The sequence below is a fragment of the Pseudomonas sp. B21-059 genome (assembly GCF_026016285.1).
In the GTDB taxonomy this organism is placed as follows: domain Bacteria; phylum Pseudomonadota; class Gammaproteobacteria; order Pseudomonadales; family Pseudomonadaceae; genus Aquipseudomonas; species Aquipseudomonas danubii.
On sequence record NZ_CP087201.1, the window covers coordinates 5,232,300 to 5,249,496 of the forward strand.

13 protein-coding genes and 1 pseudogene are annotated in these 17,197 nt (G+C 59.9%); 7 read left to right on the forward strand and 7 right to left on the reverse strand.

The window, feature by feature from the left end; all coding sequences use genetic code 11:
* Positions 1-462: 462 nt before the first annotated feature.
* A complete protein-coding gene (locus LOY69_RS23095; RefSeq protein WP_102880692.1) occupies positions 463-1,779 on the forward strand; it encodes an OprD family porin in 1,317 nt (438 codons plus the stop codon).
* 283 nt (positions 1,780-2,062) lie between these two features.
* On the opposite strand, the gene LOY69_RS23100 is transcribed toward LOY69_RS23095, so the two are convergent.
* Positions 2,063-2,902: a mechanosensitive ion channel family protein gene (locus LOY69_RS23100; protein ID WP_102860551.1), complete on the reverse strand. Its 840-nt coding sequence runs from the start codon at positions 2,900-2,902 to the stop codon at positions 2,063-2,065.
* A 136-nt stretch (positions 2,903-3,038) separates the two neighbouring features.
* Positions 3,039-3,524: a YajQ family cyclic di-GMP-binding protein gene (locus LOY69_RS23105; protein WP_102860550.1), complete on the reverse strand. Its 486-nt coding sequence runs from the start codon at positions 3,522-3,524 to the stop codon at positions 3,039-3,041.
* A 143-nt stretch (positions 3,525-3,667) separates the two neighbouring features.
* Between LOY69_RS23105 and LOY69_RS23110 the strand changes: the two genes are divergently transcribed.
* Genes LOY69_RS23110 through LOY69_RS23120 form a run of 3 tightly spaced genes read left to right on the forward strand, consistent with a single transcriptional unit; the run spans position 3,668 to position 7,251 of the window.
* Positions 3,668-4,585 (forward strand): putative 2-dehydropantoate 2-reductase, encoded by a 918-nt coding sequence (locus tag LOY69_RS23110; RefSeq protein ID WP_265073635.1) that lies wholly within the window; start codon positions 3,668-3,670, stop codon positions 4,583-4,585.
* Positions 4,586-4,630: 45 nt separating this feature from the next.
* Positions 4,631-6,667 carry an ATP-binding protein gene (locus LOY69_RS23115; RefSeq protein WP_102860548.1) on the forward strand — a complete coding sequence of 679 codons (2,037 nt, stop codon included), beginning with the start codon at positions 4,631-4,633 and terminating at the stop codon, positions 6,665-6,667.
* A 2-nt stretch (positions 6,668-6,669) separates the two neighbouring features.
* The gene (locus tag LOY69_RS23120; protein WP_170001672.1) at positions 6,670-7,251 is read left to right on the forward strand and encodes a cob(I)yrinic acid a,c-diamide adenosyltransferase; all 582 of its coding nucleotides are present in this window, start codon (positions 6,670-6,672) and stop codon (positions 7,249-7,251) included.
* A gap of 109 nt (positions 7,252-7,360) precedes the next feature.
* On the opposite strand, the gene LOY69_RS23125 is transcribed toward LOY69_RS23120, so the two are convergent.
* The 3 genes from LOY69_RS23125 to secA all read right to left on the reverse strand — a co-directional run bounded on the left by LOY69_RS23125 (position 7,361) and on the right by secA (position 12,503).
* Positions 7,361-8,305, reverse strand: coding sequence for a Nudix family hydrolase (locus LOY69_RS23125; protein WP_265073636.1), 945 nt, complete (start codon positions 8,303-8,305; stop codon positions 7,361-7,363).
* A gap of 118 nt (positions 8,306-8,423) precedes the next feature.
* Entirely contained in the window at positions 8,424-9,641 is a 1,218-nt protein-coding gene (gene argJ / locus LOY69_RS23130; protein WP_102880697.1) for a bifunctional glutamate N-acetyltransferase/amino-acid acetyltransferase ArgJ, read from the reverse strand.
* A gap of 120 nt (positions 9,642-9,761) precedes the next feature.
* Positions 9,762-12,503 carry a preprotein translocase subunit SecA gene (gene secA / locus LOY69_RS23135; RefSeq protein ID WP_102860544.1) on the reverse strand — a complete coding sequence of 914 codons (2,742 nt, stop codon included), beginning with the start codon at positions 12,501-12,503 and terminating at the stop codon, positions 9,762-9,764.
* A gap of 322 nt (positions 12,504-12,825) precedes the next feature.
* Between secA and LOY69_RS23140 the strand changes: the two genes are divergently transcribed.
* Positions 12,826-13,281 carry a DUF721 domain-containing protein gene (locus LOY69_RS23140; protein ID WP_102860543.1) on the forward strand — a complete coding sequence of 152 codons (456 nt, stop codon included), beginning with the start codon at positions 12,826-12,828 and terminating at the stop codon, positions 13,279-13,281.
* 15 nt (positions 13,282-13,296) lie between these two features.
* On the opposite strand, the gene LOY69_RS23145 is transcribed toward LOY69_RS23140, so the two are convergent.
* A complete protein-coding gene (locus LOY69_RS23145) occupies positions 13,297-14,784 on the reverse strand; it encodes a DUF853 domain-containing protein (protein ID WP_265073637.1) in 1,488 nt (495 codons plus the stop codon).
* Positions 14,785-14,978: 194 nt separating this feature from the next.
* On the opposite strand from LOY69_RS23145, the pseudogene LOY69_RS30660 reads away from it, so the two are divergent.
* Both LOY69_RS30660 and LOY69_RS30665 read left to right on the forward strand, forming a co-directional pair.
* Positions 14,979-16,010 (forward strand): annotated as a pseudogene (locus tag LOY69_RS30660) (cache domain-containing protein); the annotation flags it as partial.
* Between the two features lie 93 nt (positions 16,011-16,103).
* Entirely contained in the window at positions 16,104-16,868 is a 765-nt protein-coding gene (locus LOY69_RS30665) for a methyl-accepting chemotaxis protein (RefSeq protein WP_371826169.1), read from the forward strand.
* A 96-nt stretch (positions 16,869-16,964) separates the two neighbouring features.
* On the opposite strand, the gene LOY69_RS23155 is transcribed toward LOY69_RS30665, so the two are convergent.
* Positions 16,965-17,135, reverse strand: coding sequence for a hypothetical protein (locus tag LOY69_RS23155; RefSeq protein WP_180988429.1), 171 nt, complete (start codon positions 17,133-17,135; stop codon positions 16,965-16,967).
* Positions 17,136-17,197: the final 62 nt, after the last annotated feature.

Here is a 17,197-nt window from a genome sequence, read left to right on the forward strand (position 1 = left end):
AAAGACGCTTGGAAGAGCGATTTTATGCGGTTTTTACAGGTCAGCATGCCGCCCAGCAGAAAAAATACGGGGCAAAATCGGTTTGTGCACGCTTGTTGCATTCAACCCGACATTGTCTGCGGCGGACCACTCGAAGTGGCCCGTCACAGACTCATAATAATAGTGGCAGGGTTGCCCCGCGGTGCTTTGTAGAGTGTGTACATGGGGGGCTCAATTCCTCGTGATATTGCTTCGAAGAACACTGCATAAGTTGTTGGTCCGGATACAGACTGGCTGCAGAATTGCGACACCAATCGAGCAATTTGCGACAGGGTCGTAAAGAAGCTGAAAGGATAGATAGGCAAGTATCGCCAACATTGTCAGCGTGATATAAGTTTGCGCCGACACAAAAAGAAAGAGCCGCCCAGATAATAAAACAGGTGGGACGGCAGTACTCTTCTAAAACCAAAGGAGCAAATCACGATGCGCGTGATGAAGTGGAGCATGATCGCCCTGGCTGTATCAGCAGGCACCTCGCAGTTCGCAATCGCGTCCTCCCAGGACGACGCAAAGGGCTTTATCGAAGACAGCACCCTGACCGCGAAAACCCGTCTTGAGTACATGAACCGTGACTTCAAGAACGGTGCAGGTAACCGTCAGCGCGACGATGGCACTTTCAAAAGCGGCTATCGCCAAGACACCGGCCTGAGTGAACTGCTGCAGTACAGCTCCGGCTTCACTCAAGGCACCGTAGGTGTAGGCGTTGATGCTTTCGCCATGGGTGTGATCAAGCTGGATGGTGGTGCTGGTCGTTCCGGTAACGGCATGGCAGCCAACAACCGCCTGGGCGAGCCTGAAAAAGACTCGTCCGCTGTAGGTGGCGCAGTCAAGTTCCGCATCTCCGATACCGTACTCAAGTACGGTAATCAAATGGTTGCCAGCCCAGTATTCTCCACCGACGACAGCCGTCTCCTGCCAGAAGTCGCCACCGGTACCTTGATCACCAGTAACGAGATCAAAGGCCTGGAGCTGAATGCGGGTCACTTCACCGCCCTGCGCTCTCAGACCGGTCAGTACAACGACAGCATCAACGGCCGTAACGGCGACACTGGCCTGAAAAACCCAGGTCTGACTTCCGCTGACTTCGCTGGCGCTACCTACCAGTTCACCGATAACTTCGTCGGTGGCGTTGCAACGTCCAAGGTCGATGACTACTTCAAGAAGCAGTACATCAACCTGAACTACACCTTCCCGATCGCCGATAGCCAGTCGCTGAACCTCGACTTCAACGGCTATCGCACCACGGACGATGGCAAGAAACTGTACGGCAAGCTGGACAACAAACTGTGGAGCCTGGCAGCAGCCTACAGCATCGGCCCGAACAAATTCACCATCGCCCACCAACGCTCTACCGGTGATACCAACTACCAGTACGGTGTTGACGGCAACGGCACTGTCTACGTAGCCAACTCCATCCAGATCTCCGACTTCATCGGCGAAGACGAGCGCTCCTGGCAGGCTCGCTACGACCTGAACATGGCGACTCTGGGTGTTCCTGGCCTGAGCTTCATGGCCCGTTACGTGAAGGGTGACAACATCACCACTTCGTCGAACACCGAAGGCAAGGAAAACGAGTTCAACTTCGAAACCAAGTACGTGATGCAAGAAGGTCCAGCCAAAGACCTGTCGTTCCGCCTGCGTAGTGCTGTGTACCGTGCAAACGGTGCTTACAACACTGATTACACCGCAGATAACAACGACGTTCGTATCATCGTAGAGTACCCGCTGAGCATCTTGTAATAACGCTGCCCAGCAGATTGCGCTAACACGCAATATCTATAGAAGCCGCCGCCCCTAATCAGGGCGGCGGCTTTTTTTTGATCATTAAAAGTATCAGGCGGAAGATAAAATAAAATAGCAAGCTAACTAACATAGTGATCAACGACCGTTGCTATATAACAGTCTGCAAAATCTACCCCCACTACTAGCTCTTGGTGGAACCTCAAAAACAAACAAGGGGCCGATAGCCCCTTGTCTTGAACAGCATTAGTTGACTGTACGGCCAACTTTTGAAACTGACTTACTACACTGCGGCTTCCTGAACCACACGAATCACTCGCTGCGGGAAGGGAATATCGATTCCCGCTGCCTTCAAGCGATCACGGGACAGTTCATTGAACTGGAACATTACGTCCCAGTAGTCCTCAGTCTTGACCCAAACCCGCAGCGACAGAGTAATCGCGCTGTCTCCAAGAGTGGACACCACAGCTACCGGTGCAGGATCGGCCAGCACACGTTCGTCTTTCGCCAACTCCAGCAGCACCTCGCGGGCTTTCTGCAGATCCGCGTCGTAGTCCACCCCCACGTCGAACACCACCTTGCGGGTCGGCTGACGGTTGTAGTTGGTAATAATGCCGTTGGACAGGTTGCCGTTAGGCACGATCACCGTCTTGTTGTCACCGGTACGCAACACGGTGTGGAAGATCTGAATGCTGTCCACGCTACCGCTGATGCCCTGGGCCTCAATGAAGTCGCCAATACGAAATGGGCGGAACAGCAGGATCAGCACCCCGCCGGCGAAGTTCGCCAGGCTGCCTTGCAAGGCCAGGCCGATGGCCAGACCGGCAGCACCGATCGCGGCGACGAAAGAGGTGGTTTCGACACCAATCATCGAGGCCACGCTGACGATCAGCAGCACTTTGAGAATGATGTTGGCCAAGCTGCTGATAAAACCCTGCAACGCCAGGTCAGCATTGCGCAGCGCCAGCAGCTTGCCCACTTTATGAGTCAGTTTGTTGATTAGCCACCAGCCGATGGCCAGGGTGATTACCGCCAGCAGCACCCGGCTGCCGTATTCCATGATCATGGGAATCCAGGCTTGGGAAGCCCGGACCAGGTTGTCTACTTCAGCGTTCAAATCCATCTATCTCTCCAGATTCCCGGGGTTGCGGCGTGCATGACTGACCGGCAGAACGACCGGCTCACCTGGAGCTCAATCGTTTCTGCCATTGCTCCGGCCTCGGACGCCAAAAAGCTCTAGAGGTTCCCGGAGAAGTGGGTCAGTCGCGGAAGTTGTTGAACTGCAGCGGCATGCCGAATTCCTTGGCACGCAGAGCAGCGATGGCCTCTTGCAGGTCGTCGCGCTTCTTGCCGGTAACCCGTACCTGCTCGCCTTGAATCGCCGCCTGCACTTTCAGCTTGGCATCCTTGATATGGGCGACGATCTTCTTCGCCAGCTCTTTATCGATGCCTTCCTTTAATACGGCTTCCTGCTTCATCACCTTGCCCGAGGCAAAAGCGTCCTTGACCTCCAGGCACTGCACGTCGATCTTGCGCTTGACCAGGGCCAGCTTGAGGATCTCGATCATGGCCTCGAGCTGGAATTCAGCTTCGGCGGTCAGGTTGACGGTCAGTTCCTTGTCCTTGAACTCGAAGCTGCCCTTGCCCTTGAGGTCATAGCGGCGATCCAGTTCCTTGACGGCGTTTTCCACCGCGTTGGTGACTTCGTGCTTGTCCAGTTCGGATACCACGTCAAACGACGGCATGTACTCTCTCCAAATAAAAAGGGGCGCTGTTCAAAACATCGAACACGCCCGGCTTGCGGTTAAAATCCGCGCTCATTATAACGGGTCTTTCCACTCCTTCACCGCGCGCCCTTTGCGGGGCTGCGAAACAGAGCGAAAACTTGATGTCCACGACCTGGCATGTTCTCGGCGCCGGCAGCCTCGGCACCTTATGGGCCACCCGCCTGGCCCGCGCCGGCTTGCCCGTGCGCCTGATCCTGCGCGATCAGTCACGCCTGCAGGCCTATCAGGCGGCAGGCGGCCTGACCCTGGTGGAGCAGGGCCAAAGCAGCTTGCAGGCCATACCCGGGGAAACCTGCGATAGCACCGCCCCCATCCATCGCCTGCTGCTGGCGTGCAAGGCCTACGACGCCGAAGCCGCGGTAGCAAGCATCGCCCCCCGCCTGGCCCAGGGAGCCGAATTGATCCTGCTGCAAAATGGCCTGGGCAGCCAGGACGCAGTGGCCGCCAGAGTGCCCCAAGCGCGCTGCATCGCCGCCTCCAGCACCGAAGGCGCATTTCGCGACGGTGACTGGCGAGTAGTCTTCGCCGGCCATGGCTACACCTGGCTGGGCGACTCAGGCCACCCTACCCCGCCGATCTGGCTGGATGAGTTGGGCAGCAGTGGCATCCCCCACGAATGGAGCACCCAGATACTGACCCGACTCTGGCGCAAGCTGGCGCTCAATTGTGCGATCAATCCTTTGACGGTGCTGCACGACTGTCGCAACGGCGGCCTGCAGCAACACCAATGCGAAGTGGCAACCTTGTGCGCCGAGCTGAGCGAGTTGCTGCAATGCTGCGGCCAACCTACTGCGGCGCAGAACCTGCAGCAGGAGGTGGAGCGGGTCATCCAGGCCACCGCTGCCAACTACTCCTCGATGCATCAGGATGTGGCCAGTCAACGGCGGACCGAAATCAGTTATTTACTGGGCTACGCCTGCCAGGCTGCCGCCCGTCACCGCTTGCAACTGCCTCATCTGCAACAGTTGCAGCAACGCCTGGTGAGTCACCTGCGTTTACTCGGATTGCCCAGCGACTGAGCAGCGGCTACGCTGCCCACTTGCTCATTTCCAGCGATACAGCCGATGCCATTGCGCCAGCGTCTTGAAAACCTGCCCGTGGGCCAAAAGCTCCTGGCTGCCCTGCTTGTCCTGCTGACCACCGTGCTGCTGGTCGCCAACCTGACCTTTATCAGCGCCGCTTACTGGATATCCCAGGAAAGCATGGCGCCCCAGGCGCTACAGACCATCGGTCGGCTGGTGTCCAACCCGGCCCTGGCGGCACAGGCCCTGAACTCTCCCGAGGATGCGCAAAAGCTGCTCAGCGAGCTGGACAGCTATACCCCCCTGCGGGCGGCCGCTCTCTATGACGGCAAGGGCATGCGCCTGGCCCAACTGCAACACGGTGAACACCTCAAGCTGCCCGAACGTTACCGACACATCGAAGCCTGGCAACTGACCGAGTTTCGCAGCAACCAAGTGATTGCCCTGCCCCGCCCGGGCCAGGCGCCTGGCCATCTGCTGCTGGTGGCCACCAGCGAACTGCCGATGGCGTTCTACACCGGCACCCTCACCGCAAGCCTAGGGATCCTGATTTTCAGCGTGTTGCTGTGGCTGATCATCGCCCGGCAGATCAAGCGCCTGATCACCCAGCCCATTCACCAGCTCGAGGTGCTTTCGCGCCAGGTGACTCGCGAAGAGAACTACTCCCTGCGCGCCTCCCGAGGCAACCACGATGAAATCGGCAGCCTGGCGGAAGCCTTCAACACCATGCTGTCGCGTATCGAAGCCCGGGAACAACAGCTCAAGCGTGCCCGGGACGACTCCCAGGCCGCCTACGATCAGGCCCAGGGGCTGGCGGAGGAAACCCGCCATACCAACCGCAAGCTGGAACTGGAAGTCCAGGTGCGCAGCAAGATCGAGAAGAAACTCACCGGCTTCCAGAACTACCTCAACAGCATCATCGACTCCATGCCCTCGGCGCTGATCGCCCTGGATGAGCAGTTGTACGTCACCCAATGGAACCAGGAGGCCAGCGCCCTGTCCGGCACCCGCCTGGACGAAGCCCTGAACCAGCCGATCTTCCTCGCCTTCGAACCCCTCAAGCCGTTCCTGCCGCAACTCAAGGAAACCGTCGAGCAGCACACCGTCACCAAGGTCGAGCGGGTGACCTGGTTCAAGGATGAGGAAGCCAAGCACTACGCCCTGACCTTCTACCCACTGATGGGCGGCGCCGGTCGCGGCGTGGTGATTCGGATCGACGACATCACCCAGCGCCTGTCCCTGGAAGAAATGATGGTGCAATCAGAGAAGATGCTGTCGGTGGGTGGTCTTGCGGCCGGCATGGCCCACGAGATCAACAACCCTTTGGGAGCGATCCTGCACAACGTGCAGAACATTCGTCGCCGGCTGTCTCCCGATCTGCCCAAGAACCTCGAACACGCGCAGCAGATCGGCGTCGAACTGCAAACCGTCAACCACTATCTGGAAAGCCGCGAAGTGCCGCAGTTGCTCGATGGTATTCAACAAGCCGGGGCCCGCGCCGCCAAGATCGTCACCCACATGCTCAGTTTCAGCCGGCGCAGCAATCGCCAGATGGCCCCCTGCGATCTGCCGGCACTGATTGATCAGGCGGTGGAAATCGCCAGCAATGACTTTGACCTGGCCATAGGCTTCGACTTCAAGGGGCAGGCGATTATCCGTCAGTTCGACCCGAACCTGGGGCCCGTGCCCGGCACCGCCAACGAGCTGGAGCAAGTGTTGCTCAACCTGCTGAAGAACGCCGCCCAGGCCATTCACCAGCGTGAGGACGACAGCGAACCCGGTCGTATCATCCTGCGCACCAAGCTGAATCCGCCCTGGGCGGAAATCCAGGTGGAAGACAACGGCGTCGGCATGAGCGAAAGCGTGCGCAAACGCACCTTCGAGCCCTTCTTCACCACCAAGGAGATCGGCCAGGGCACCGGACTCGGACTGTCGGTGTCGTACTTCATCATCACCAACAACCACAAGGGGCAAATGGAAGTGCAATCGACCCGGGGCCAAGGCACCTGCTTTACCTTGCGCCTGCCCCTGGCCAGCAGCCAGCCCCAGATTCAAGAACCCCTACCACTGGAGAACTAAGCATGGGTTTTCGCTTGTCGAAGATTTACACCCGCACCGGCGACAAAGGCGAAACCGGACTCGGAGACGGCCGCCGGGTTGCCAAGGATCATCCTCGAGTGGAAGCCATCGGTGAGGTCGACACCTTGAACAGCCAGTTGGGACTGCTCCTGGCCGGCCTGGAAGAGCAGGTTGATACCTGCCAGGGCTTCAAGGAAATCATCGAGGTATTGGCCCCCTGTCAGCACCGGCTGTTCGATCTGGGGGGCGAACTGGCAATGCCGGTGTATCAAGCCCTCAATGAGGCCGAGGTGGAACGTCTTGAGGCGGCCATCGATGTCTGGAATGAAGAGCTGGGCCCCCTGGAGAACTTCATCCTCCCCGGTGGTTCGTCACTGATCGCCCAGGCCCACGTTTGCCGCAGCCTGGCTCGCAGCGCCGAGCGTCGCTGCCAACACCTGAATGCCGTGGAACCCTTGCAGGGAGTGGGACTGGCCTACATCAATCGCCTGTCGGACTTGCTGTTCGTCGCGGCGCGCCTGATTGCCAAGCGCCAGGGCATCGCCGAAATCCTCTGGCAGGCCGCCGCCAAACCCTCCGCGTAGGAGCGGGCTTGCCGGCGATCGGTCCCACGAGCCTTGGGCAACGGCCGACGATGCGCTGGCAAGCCAGCTCCATAGACAGCCGCTGCCAGCACTGCCACAGAGGATGCCTTCAGTCCTGGGGCCAGAAGGCACGGATACCGGCAACACCTTGAGCACCGGCTTCCCAGGCTTGCTGGCACTCGGCAGGCCCCACGCCTCCCAGCAGATAGGCAGGCCTGTTGAAACCACTGAGCAACTGCTGCGCCTGCTCCCAGCCCAGGGGTTGGGCATCGGGGTGAGTCTGGGTCGGCTGCACCGGGGACAAGGTCACGAAATCCACATCCATCTGCTGCGCCAGGGACAGCTCCTCGGCGTTATGGCAGGAGGCAGCCAGCCAGCGATCCTTGCCAAAAGGCCGTCCAGCACTGGCGTACTTGCGCAATTGCGCCGCAGTAATGTGCCAGCCGGCAGATGGGAAATCCCCCAGCCACTCGAAAGGCCCCTTGAGCATCAACTGCGCCTTGCCCGCACACAGGCCCACTGCATCCACCGCCAGATCGCGGTACTGCGGATCGTAGCCACCAGGGGCGCGCAACTGAATCAGCTTGCTGCCCTGGGCAATGGCCTTCTGCATGCCCCGCAGCAAGGTCGGGGTTTCCAGGCCTTCTGGGGTAATCAGGTAGTGAGCGGGTAAACGCGCTGCAGCGACAATCGGCTGATTGGCCGCGGGGAATTCATAATCGGCCAGCTCACGAGGGCTGACCCAGGCCAGGGGCTGGCCTTCGGCGCCGTGAGGCTCGCCGCTGAATGCCGAAACCTCCCAGACATCCAGCAACACCTGTTTATCCGGGTAATCGTGCTGCACCTTGATCAGCGGGCGCGCCGTCTGTACGACGATACCCAACTCTTCCTGCAGCTCGCGGGCCAGCGCGGTTTGTACCACTTCGCCAGCCTCGACCTTGCCTCCGGGAAACTCCCACAGGCCACCTTGATGCTGAGTATCGGCACGCCGGGCAATCAGGATCTTGCCGCTGGCATCCCGGATGACGGCCGCAGCCACATGTACTCGTTTCACCGCACTGTTTCCTCTGATCAGGCATTGGGCCTGGCCCTCACGGGCCAGGCGTTGAGATGCGCGCTTCGCCGGCAAGCCGGCTCCCACAGTGGCTGGAGCAGCGTTGCCGGAGAGGTGCTTAAGTGCGGTATTCCGCGTTGATCTTCACGTACTCGTGAGACAGATCAGTGGTCCAGATGGTTTCGCTGCAAGCACCACGCCCCAGTTCGATGCGAATGGTGATTTCTTCCTGCTGCATCACGGCCGCGCCCTGGGCCTCGGTGTAGCTGGCAGCACGCGCACCACGGCTGGCAATGCAGACTTCACCGAGGAACACATCGATCTTGCTGACATCCAGATCCGCTACGCCAGCACGGCCGACGGCGGCGAGAATGCGGCCCCAGTTCGGATCGGAGGCGAACAGGGCGGTCTTGATCAGCGGCGAGTGAGCCACGGTGTAGCCCACGTCCAGGCATTCCTGGTGAGTGCCACCGCCGTTGACTTCAACGGTGACGAACTTGGTTGCACCTTCGCCATCACGGACGATGGCCTGGGCCACGTCCATGCACACCTCGAACACCGCCTGCTTCAGGGCAGCGAACAGCGGGCCCTCGGCCTTAGTGATTTCCGGCAGCTTGGCCTGACCGGTAGCGATCAGCATGCAGCAATCGTTGGTGGAGGTATCGCCGTCGATGGTGATGCGGTTGAACGACTTGTTGGCACCGTCCAGCAACAGGTTTTGCAGCACTTCCCGGGAGACTTTGGCATCGGTGGCGATGTAGCCGAGCATGGTGGCCATGTTCGGACGGATCATCCCCGCCCCCTTGCTGATGCCGGTCACGGTGATGGTCACGCCATCGTGCTGGAACTGGCGGCTGGCGCCCTTGGGCAAGGTGTCAGTGGTCATGATCCCGGTGGCCGCAGCCGCCCAGTTGTCCACGGACAGGTCATCCAGTGCGGCTTGCAGAGCCCCCTCGATTTTCTCTACCGGCAGCGGTTCGCCAATCACCCCAGTGGAGTACGGCAGCACAGCGCTGGCATCGACGCCGGTCAGCTCCGCCAGCTTGGCGCAAGTGCGGGTGGCAGCAGCCAGGCCCGGCTCGCCGGTGCCGGCGTTGGCATTACCGGTGTTGGTCAGCAGATAACGCACCGCCCCCTGCACACGCTGCTTGGCCAGAATCACCGGCGCGGCGCAGAACGCGTTGAGCGTGAACACACCGGCTACGGTGGAGCCTTCGGCACAGCGCATGACCACCACATCCTTGCGCCCGGGGCGCTTGATGCCGGCCGAAGCGATACCGAGCTCAAAACCGGCAACCGGGTGCAACGTAGGCAAAGGACCAAGACCAACAGCCATGAATGCGCTCCTCTTATCAGGTGTCTGCACCGTCGTCTCAAAAGACGGTGTTGCAAATGGAAAAACGCCGCGACGGCGGATGCCGTCACGGCGCGGGTGTTTCAGTGTCTGGCGAGGATCTTAGTTGATCTGGCCGTGACAGTGTTTGTACTTCTTGCCCGAACCGCAGTAGCACAGTTCGTTGCGTCCCAGTTTCTGTTCGTTGCGCACTGGCGCGGTAGCCAGGGCGACATCGACATCCACCCCTTCTTCCTGCGCTTGCGGCTGATCCAGACCCGGAGCCTCGGCGTGTTCGAACTGCAGGCGCTGAGCCAGTGCCTCGGCTTCCTGACGCAGGCGTGCCTCTTCCTCGGCCGGATCTTCGCGACGAACCTGCACATGGGACAGGACGCGGATCGAGTCGCGCTTGATGGAATCCAGCAACTCGGAGAACAGGGTGAAGGACTCGCGCTTGTACTCCTGCTTCGGGTTCTTCTGCGCATAACCGCGCAGGTGAATACCGTGGCGCAGGTGGTCCATGGTGGACAGGTGGTCTTTCCACAAGTCATCCAGCACCCGCAGTACGATCTGCTTCTCGAAAGAACGCAGCGCTTCGGCACCGGCCTGGTCTTCTTTCTCGTTGTACGCGGCGATCAACTCGTTGAGCAGCTTCTCGCGCAGGGTTTCTTCGTACAGGTGATCGTCTTCGTCGAGCCACTGCTGGATCGGCAGGCTTACACCGAAACCGCTCTGGATCGACTCTTCCAGACCGGCCACGTCCCACTGCTCGGGCAGCGATTGCGGCGGAATATGCGCGCTGACGGTGGCGTTGAGCACGTCCTGGCGGAAATCGGCGATGGTTTCGCCAATGTTGTCCGCAGCCAACAAGGTGTTGCGCATGTGATAGATCACTTTACGCTGCTCGTTGTTGACGTCGTCGAACTCCAGCAATTGCTTACGGATGTCGAAGTTGCGGCCTTCCACCTTGCGCTGAGCCTTCTCGATGGCGTTGGTCACCATGCGGTGCTCGATCGCCTCGCCGGACTGCATGCCCAACGCTTTCATGAAGTTCTTCACCCGGTCAGAGGCAAAGATGCGCATCAGGCTGTCTTCCAGGGACAGGTAGAAACGGCTGGAACCGGCGTCACCCTGACGACCAGCACGACCACGCAGCTGGTTGTCGATACGGCGCGACTCGTGACGCTCGGAAGCGATTACCTGCAGGCCACCGGACTCCAGCACTTGCTGGTGACGCTTCTGCCAATCGGCCTTGATCTGGGCGATCTGCTCAGGCGTCGGGTTCTCCAGAGAGGCGACCTCCACTTCCCAGTTACCACCCAGCAGGATGTCGGTACCACGACCGGCCATGTTGGTGGCGATGGTCAAGGCCCCCGGGCGACCGGCCTGGGCGATGATTTCCGCTTCCTTCTCGTGGAACTTGGCGTTCAGGACCTTGTGCTCGATGCCTTCCTTGTTGAGCAGGTTGGACATGTGCTCGGAGGTTTCGATGGTCGCAGTACCTACCAGTACCGGACGGCCCTGGGCCATGCACTCCTTGATGTCATTGATGATCGCGGCGTATTTCTCGTCCGCGGTCAGGAACACCAGGTCGTTGTAGTCCTTACGAGCCAGCGGCTTGTTTGGCGGAATCACCATCACCTGCAGGCCGTAGATCTGATGGAACTCGAAGGCTTCGGTGTCGGCGGTGCCGGTCATGCCGGACAGCTTGGTGTACAGACGGAAGTAGTTCTGGAAAGTGGTCGAGGCCAGGGTCTGGCTCTCGGCCTGGATGTTGAGGTTTTCCTTGGCTTCGATGGCCTGGTGCAGGCCTTCGGACAGGCGACGCCCCGGCATGGTCCGGCCGGTGTGCTCGTCCACCAGGACCACTTGGCCATCCTGGACGATGTATTCGACGTTGCGATTGAACAGCTTGTGGGCACGCAGGCCGGCATAGACGTGAGTCAACAAGCCCAGGTTGTGGGCCGAGTACAGGCTTTCGCCTTCCGCCAGCAGGCCGACCTGGGTCAGCATTTCTTCGATGAACTGGTGACCGGCTTCGTTGAGCTCGACCTGACGGGTCTTCTCGTCGACAGTAAAGTGACCAGCCTTGGTGACCTGGCCTTCCACTTCCTCGATGTGCTGCTCGAGACGCGGGATCAGCTTGTTGATTTCGGTGTACAGGCGGGAACTGTCTTCAGCCTGACCAGAGATGATCAACGGGGTACGGGCTTCGTCGATAAGGATCGAGTCGACTTCGTCGATCACGGCAAAATTGAGCTCGCGCTGGAACTTGTCTTCCATGCTGAAAGCCATGTTGTCGCGCAAGTAGTCGAAACCGAATTCGTTGTTGGTGCCGTAGGTGATGTCGGCGGCGTAGGCGGCGCGCTTCTCTTCCGGCGGCTGGAACGGCGTGACCACGCCAACAGTCAGGCCGAGGAATTCATAAAGCGGACGCATCCAGTTGGCGTCACGGCGAGCCAGGTAGTCGTTCACCGTCACTACGTGCACGCCCTTGCCGGACAGTGCGTTGAGGTAGACGCCCAGGGTTGCCACCAGGGTCTTGCCTTCACCGGTACGCATCTCGGCGATCTTGCCTTCATGCAAGGTCATGCCACCGATCAACTGCACGTCGAAGTGACGCATCCCCATGACGCGCTTACCGGCTTCACGGGCGACCGCGAAGGCTTCGGGAAGCAATTTGTCGAGGGTTTCACCCTTGGCGATACGGGCCTTGAACTCGGCAGTCTTGGCACGCAATTGATCGTCCGAAAGGGCCACCATTTGCTCTTCGAAGGCATTGACGATTTGTACCGTCTTGAGCATGCGTTTGACTTCACGCTCGTTCTTGCTTCCAAAAAGTTTCTTTAACAAAGGCGCAAACATATCGGCAGGATCTTCCACACATAGGGTTGGAGGGCGGCCCCGTGAGTCGCCCGAGCAGCCCTCATGGCCGCATGCGAACGAGCATTCTACCCGGAAACGATGGTGAGGAAAGTGGCGTTATTCCACGATGCTGGCACAGCGCTGTGACGGGGCTCACCTAAAATAAGGGCTTTTTGCCGAACTTCAAGCCCATTGACCACAGAACTTAATGATTACGATCAGCAAAGCGCCAGAAAGTAGTCAAAGTACGAAAAAGCAATGAGGGCGGTGCCCCGGGCGCTTTCTGCTACCATGGCGCCTCTGTAACTTCAGGTTTCTGATCATGGCATTTCGCCCCCTTACGGCACGCGCGCCTGCCGTTCTTCTTCGCGAAGCCAAGCCACTCAAAGCCATACTCGGCCACGCCCAGCGCCTGGCGCATCTGCAGCGCCTGCTGGAGAGCCAGTTGCAACCGGCTGCTCGCGAACATTGCCACGTCGCCTCCTGGCGAGAAGGCAGCTTGCTGCTGATCGTCACCGATGGCCACTGGGCTACGCGCCTGCGCTATCAGCAAAAACGCCTGCAGCGCCAATTGCAGGAGTTCAACGAGTTCAGCAACCTCACGCGCATCCTGTTCAAGGTCCAGCCACCCACGGTCCAACAGGGCGCAGTGGGGCACACCATGGATCTGTCGAACAACGCCGCCGAAACCATCCAGGCCACAGCCGAAGGCATCACCGATCCCAATCTGCGTGCCGCCCTGGAGCGCCTGGCCAGCCACGCCAAACCACGGGGCTGACCCAGACGCCAGGCTTCAGCGCCGCTTGCTGCCACCCAGCAACGACCCCATCAGCCCCCTGACCAATTGCCGGCCCAACTGATTGGCCGCCTGACGCATGGCTGACTTCAACGCCTGCCCGGCCGCCGTGCCGAGGAACTCACCCGCCCGGTCAGCCAGACTCGGTTCTTCAGCGCCGGGCTTGTCGGGCGTCGCCTGCGCTTCAGGCGCCAGGTCCTTGCGCCCCACCAACACCTCATAGGCAGACTCACGATCGATAGGCTTGTCATAACGCCCCTGTAACGGCGAACTGGCGATCAGGGCCTTGCGCTCAGCCTCGGTCAAAGGTCCGACTCGCGATTGCGGAGGCGCCACCAACACGCGCTGGACCATCTCCGGCGTGCCCTTATCTTGCAGAGTACCCACCAGCGCCTCGCCGATACCCAGCTCAGTGAGCACCGCCAGCGCATCGAAGTCCGGGTTCGGACGGAAACCATCGGCCACAGCCCGCAACGACTTCTGCTCCTTGGCGGTGAACGCCCGCAAGCCATGCTGAATACGCAGGCCCAGTTGAGCCAGCACATCGTCCGGCAAATCCCCTGGCGATTGGGTCACGAAATACACCCCCACCCCCTTGGAACGAATCAGCCGTACCACCTGCTCCAGTCGATCCTGCAAAGCCTTGGGAGTGCCCGCAAACAGCAAGTGGGCCTCGTCGAAAAACAGCGCCAGCACAGGCTTGTCCGCATCACCGCGTTCCGGCAATTGCTCGAACAACTCAGCCAGCAGCCATAAAAGGAAGGTCGCATAGACTTTCGGCGCCTCATGCACCAGACGGCTGGCATCGAGCAGATGAATCCGCCCACGGCCATCGGCCGCCGGTTGCAGAATATCTTCCAGTTGCAACGCAGGCTCACCGAACAGAGCTTCCGCCCCTTGCTGCTCCAGGGTCGCCAAGCGCCGCAACAGCGCCTGACTGGAACCTGTGGTCATCAGCGCCGCGTCATCTCCCAGCAGTTGAGGGTTGTCCTTGAGGTGATTGAGCAGCGCCTTTAGATCCTTCAAATCCAGCAACAAAAGCCCTTCACGGTCCGCCACCTTGAACGCGGCATACAGCGCAGACTGCTGGCTGTCGGTGAGCTCAAGCAGGCTGCCCAACAATAGCGGACCCATTTCGCTCAAGGTGGTGCGCAAGGGATGACCGGACTGGCCCTGGATATCCCATAGCGTTACCGGATACGCCTGAGGCTTATGCTCAAGCCACGACATGCCGGCGATCCGTTCGGCGATCTTGCCCTGTGGATTGCCCGCCGCCCCCAGCCCGCACAAATCGCCTTTGATATCCGCGGCGAACACCGCCACCCCGGCGTCACTGAAGGCCTCGGCCAGGCGTTGCAAGGTCACGGTCTTGCCAGTGCCGGTGGCGCCCGCCACCAGGCCATGGCGGTTGGCCAGGCGCATGGCCTGAGCGATCGGCTGACCACCAAGGTCGGCACCGATAACGAGTTGCGATGAATCAGGCATTTTGTCACCCCTGGTTAAGCTTTGGCCTTACACGGTCGATATGAAGAAATGATGGATCAGAAGTATCTGAAATAAAGGTCAGGTAATTCCTTTGGGATAGATGGAGATATCAGCTTACTTATAACACCGCCCATTCTGCGCGCTTTTCCAACCCGATGCCCTGGACTCAAAGACCTTAGCGGACACACCAAGCCATGAACAAAAATCTGCGCTTCAGCCACAAGATCCTGCTTGCCGCCTCGCTGATCGTCATAGCTGCATTTGCGCTATTCACGCTCTACAACGATTACCTGCAACGCAACGCCATTCGTGATGATCTGGACAACTATCTTCAGGAAATGGGCGACGTTACGGCAAAAAATATTCAGACCTGGCTCGCCGGTCGCGCCTTGCTGATCGAGAACATCTCGCAATCGGTAGCGCTGAACCCCGACCCGACCAATGTCAGCAATCTGCTGGAACAGAAGTCCGTGAGCTCAACCTTCATGGGGGCTTACCTGGGTAACAAGGATGGCACCTTCATCATCCGTCCGAACAGCAAGATGCCCGACGGCTACGACCCTCGCGCACGTCCTTGGTACAAGAGTGCCGAGAGCACCAATGGCTCGGCCCTGACCGAACCCTATATCGACCTGGCCTCCGGCCAACTGGTGATTTCCATTGTCGACAGCGTGATCAAGGCCGGCCAGCGTGTTGGTGTAGTGGGCGGCGACCTCAGCCTGCAGGTGATTGCCGACAGCATCAATGCCCTGGACTTCGACGGCATGGGCTACGCCTTCCTGATCAGCGCCGACGGCAAGATCCTGGTGCACCCGGACAAGAACCTGGTGATGAAGAATCTCAAGGACGTCTATCCCCAGGACACCCCGCGCATCAGCAGCGAGCTCAGTGAGGTCAGCGTCGACGGCAAAACCCGCATCGTCACCTTCACCCCGATCAAGGGCCTGTCTTCGGTGAACTGGTACATCGGCCTGTCGGTGGACAAGGACAAGGCCTTCGCCATGCTCAGCGAATTCCGTACCTCGGCCCTGATCGCCACCCTGACCGCCGTGGCCCTGACCATCGCCCTGCTGGGCCTGCTGATTCGCCTGCTCATGCAGCCCCTGCATGTGATGACCCGCGCCATGCAAGACATTGCCGATGGCGAAGGCGACCTGACCCGCCGCCTGAACATCCACAACCAGGACGAATTCGGCATCCTCGGTACCGCCTTCAACCGTTTTGTCGAACGTATCCACGGTTCGATCCGCGAAGTCTCCTCGGCCACCGAGCATGTCAACGAAGTAGCCCTGCGGGTGGTCAGCGCCTCCAACTCATCGATGCTCAACTCCGATGAGCAGGCCAGTCGCACCAACAGTGTCGCCGCTGCCATCAATCAACTGGGGGCCGCGGCCCAGGAAATCGCCCGTAATGCCGCCCAGGCCTCGCAGCAGGCCAGCGACGCCCGCAACCTGGCTGAAGACGGCCAGCAGGTGGTGGATCGCAGCATCCAGGCGATGAACCAGCTGTCGGACATGATCAGCGCCTCCAGCAGCAACATCGAGACCCTGAACAGCAAGACCGTGAACATCGGGCAGATTCTCGAAGTCATCACCAGCATTTCCCAACAGACCAACTTGCTGGCACTCAACGCCGCCATTGAAGCCGCCCGTGCAGGTGAGGCCGGCCGCGGATTTGCCGTGGTTGCCGACGAAGTGCGCAACCTGGCGCACCGCACCCAGGAGTCGGCGCAGCAGGTACAGACCATGATCGAGGAACTGCAAGTGGGCGCCCGCGAGTCGGTGAGCACCATGAGCAACAGCCAGCGTCACAGCCAGGACAGCGTGGAGATCGCCAACCAGGCAGGAGAACGCCTGAACAGCGTGACCCAGCGCATTGGTGAAATCGACGGCATGAACCAGTCGGTGGCCACCGCCACCGAGGAACAGACTTCGGTGGTGGAGTCCATCAACATGGACATCACCGAAATCAATACGCTGAACCAGGAAGGCGTGGAAAACCTCCAGGCGACACTGCGGGCCTGCTCCGATCTGGAACAGCAAGCAGCGCGCTTGAAGCATCTGGTAGGCAGTTTCAGGATTTGATGACGGGCCTCAGGGCCCTTTCGCCGGCGAGTCGGCTCCTACGCGAGGAGCCGATTGCCAAGCTTTAAAATAGAAGCCGGCTTGCCGGCGAACCACTCACTGCGGTTGCGGCGCGAGCTCCTGCTGCAACTGTTCCCACAGTTGGGCGGCACCCGGAAACTCGGTGCCGTCATCGGCATCAAGTTCATCGGGGTCATAGCGGCTCAAGCACCCCTCGCCGAGGGTCGCGGGGGCCTGGGAAGTGGCTTTATCCAGTGGATCGGTCATCGGGCTGACCTCGTGATTTACAGAACCAGGAGCGGGATATTGACCCCCCGCTCCTGGTTTTT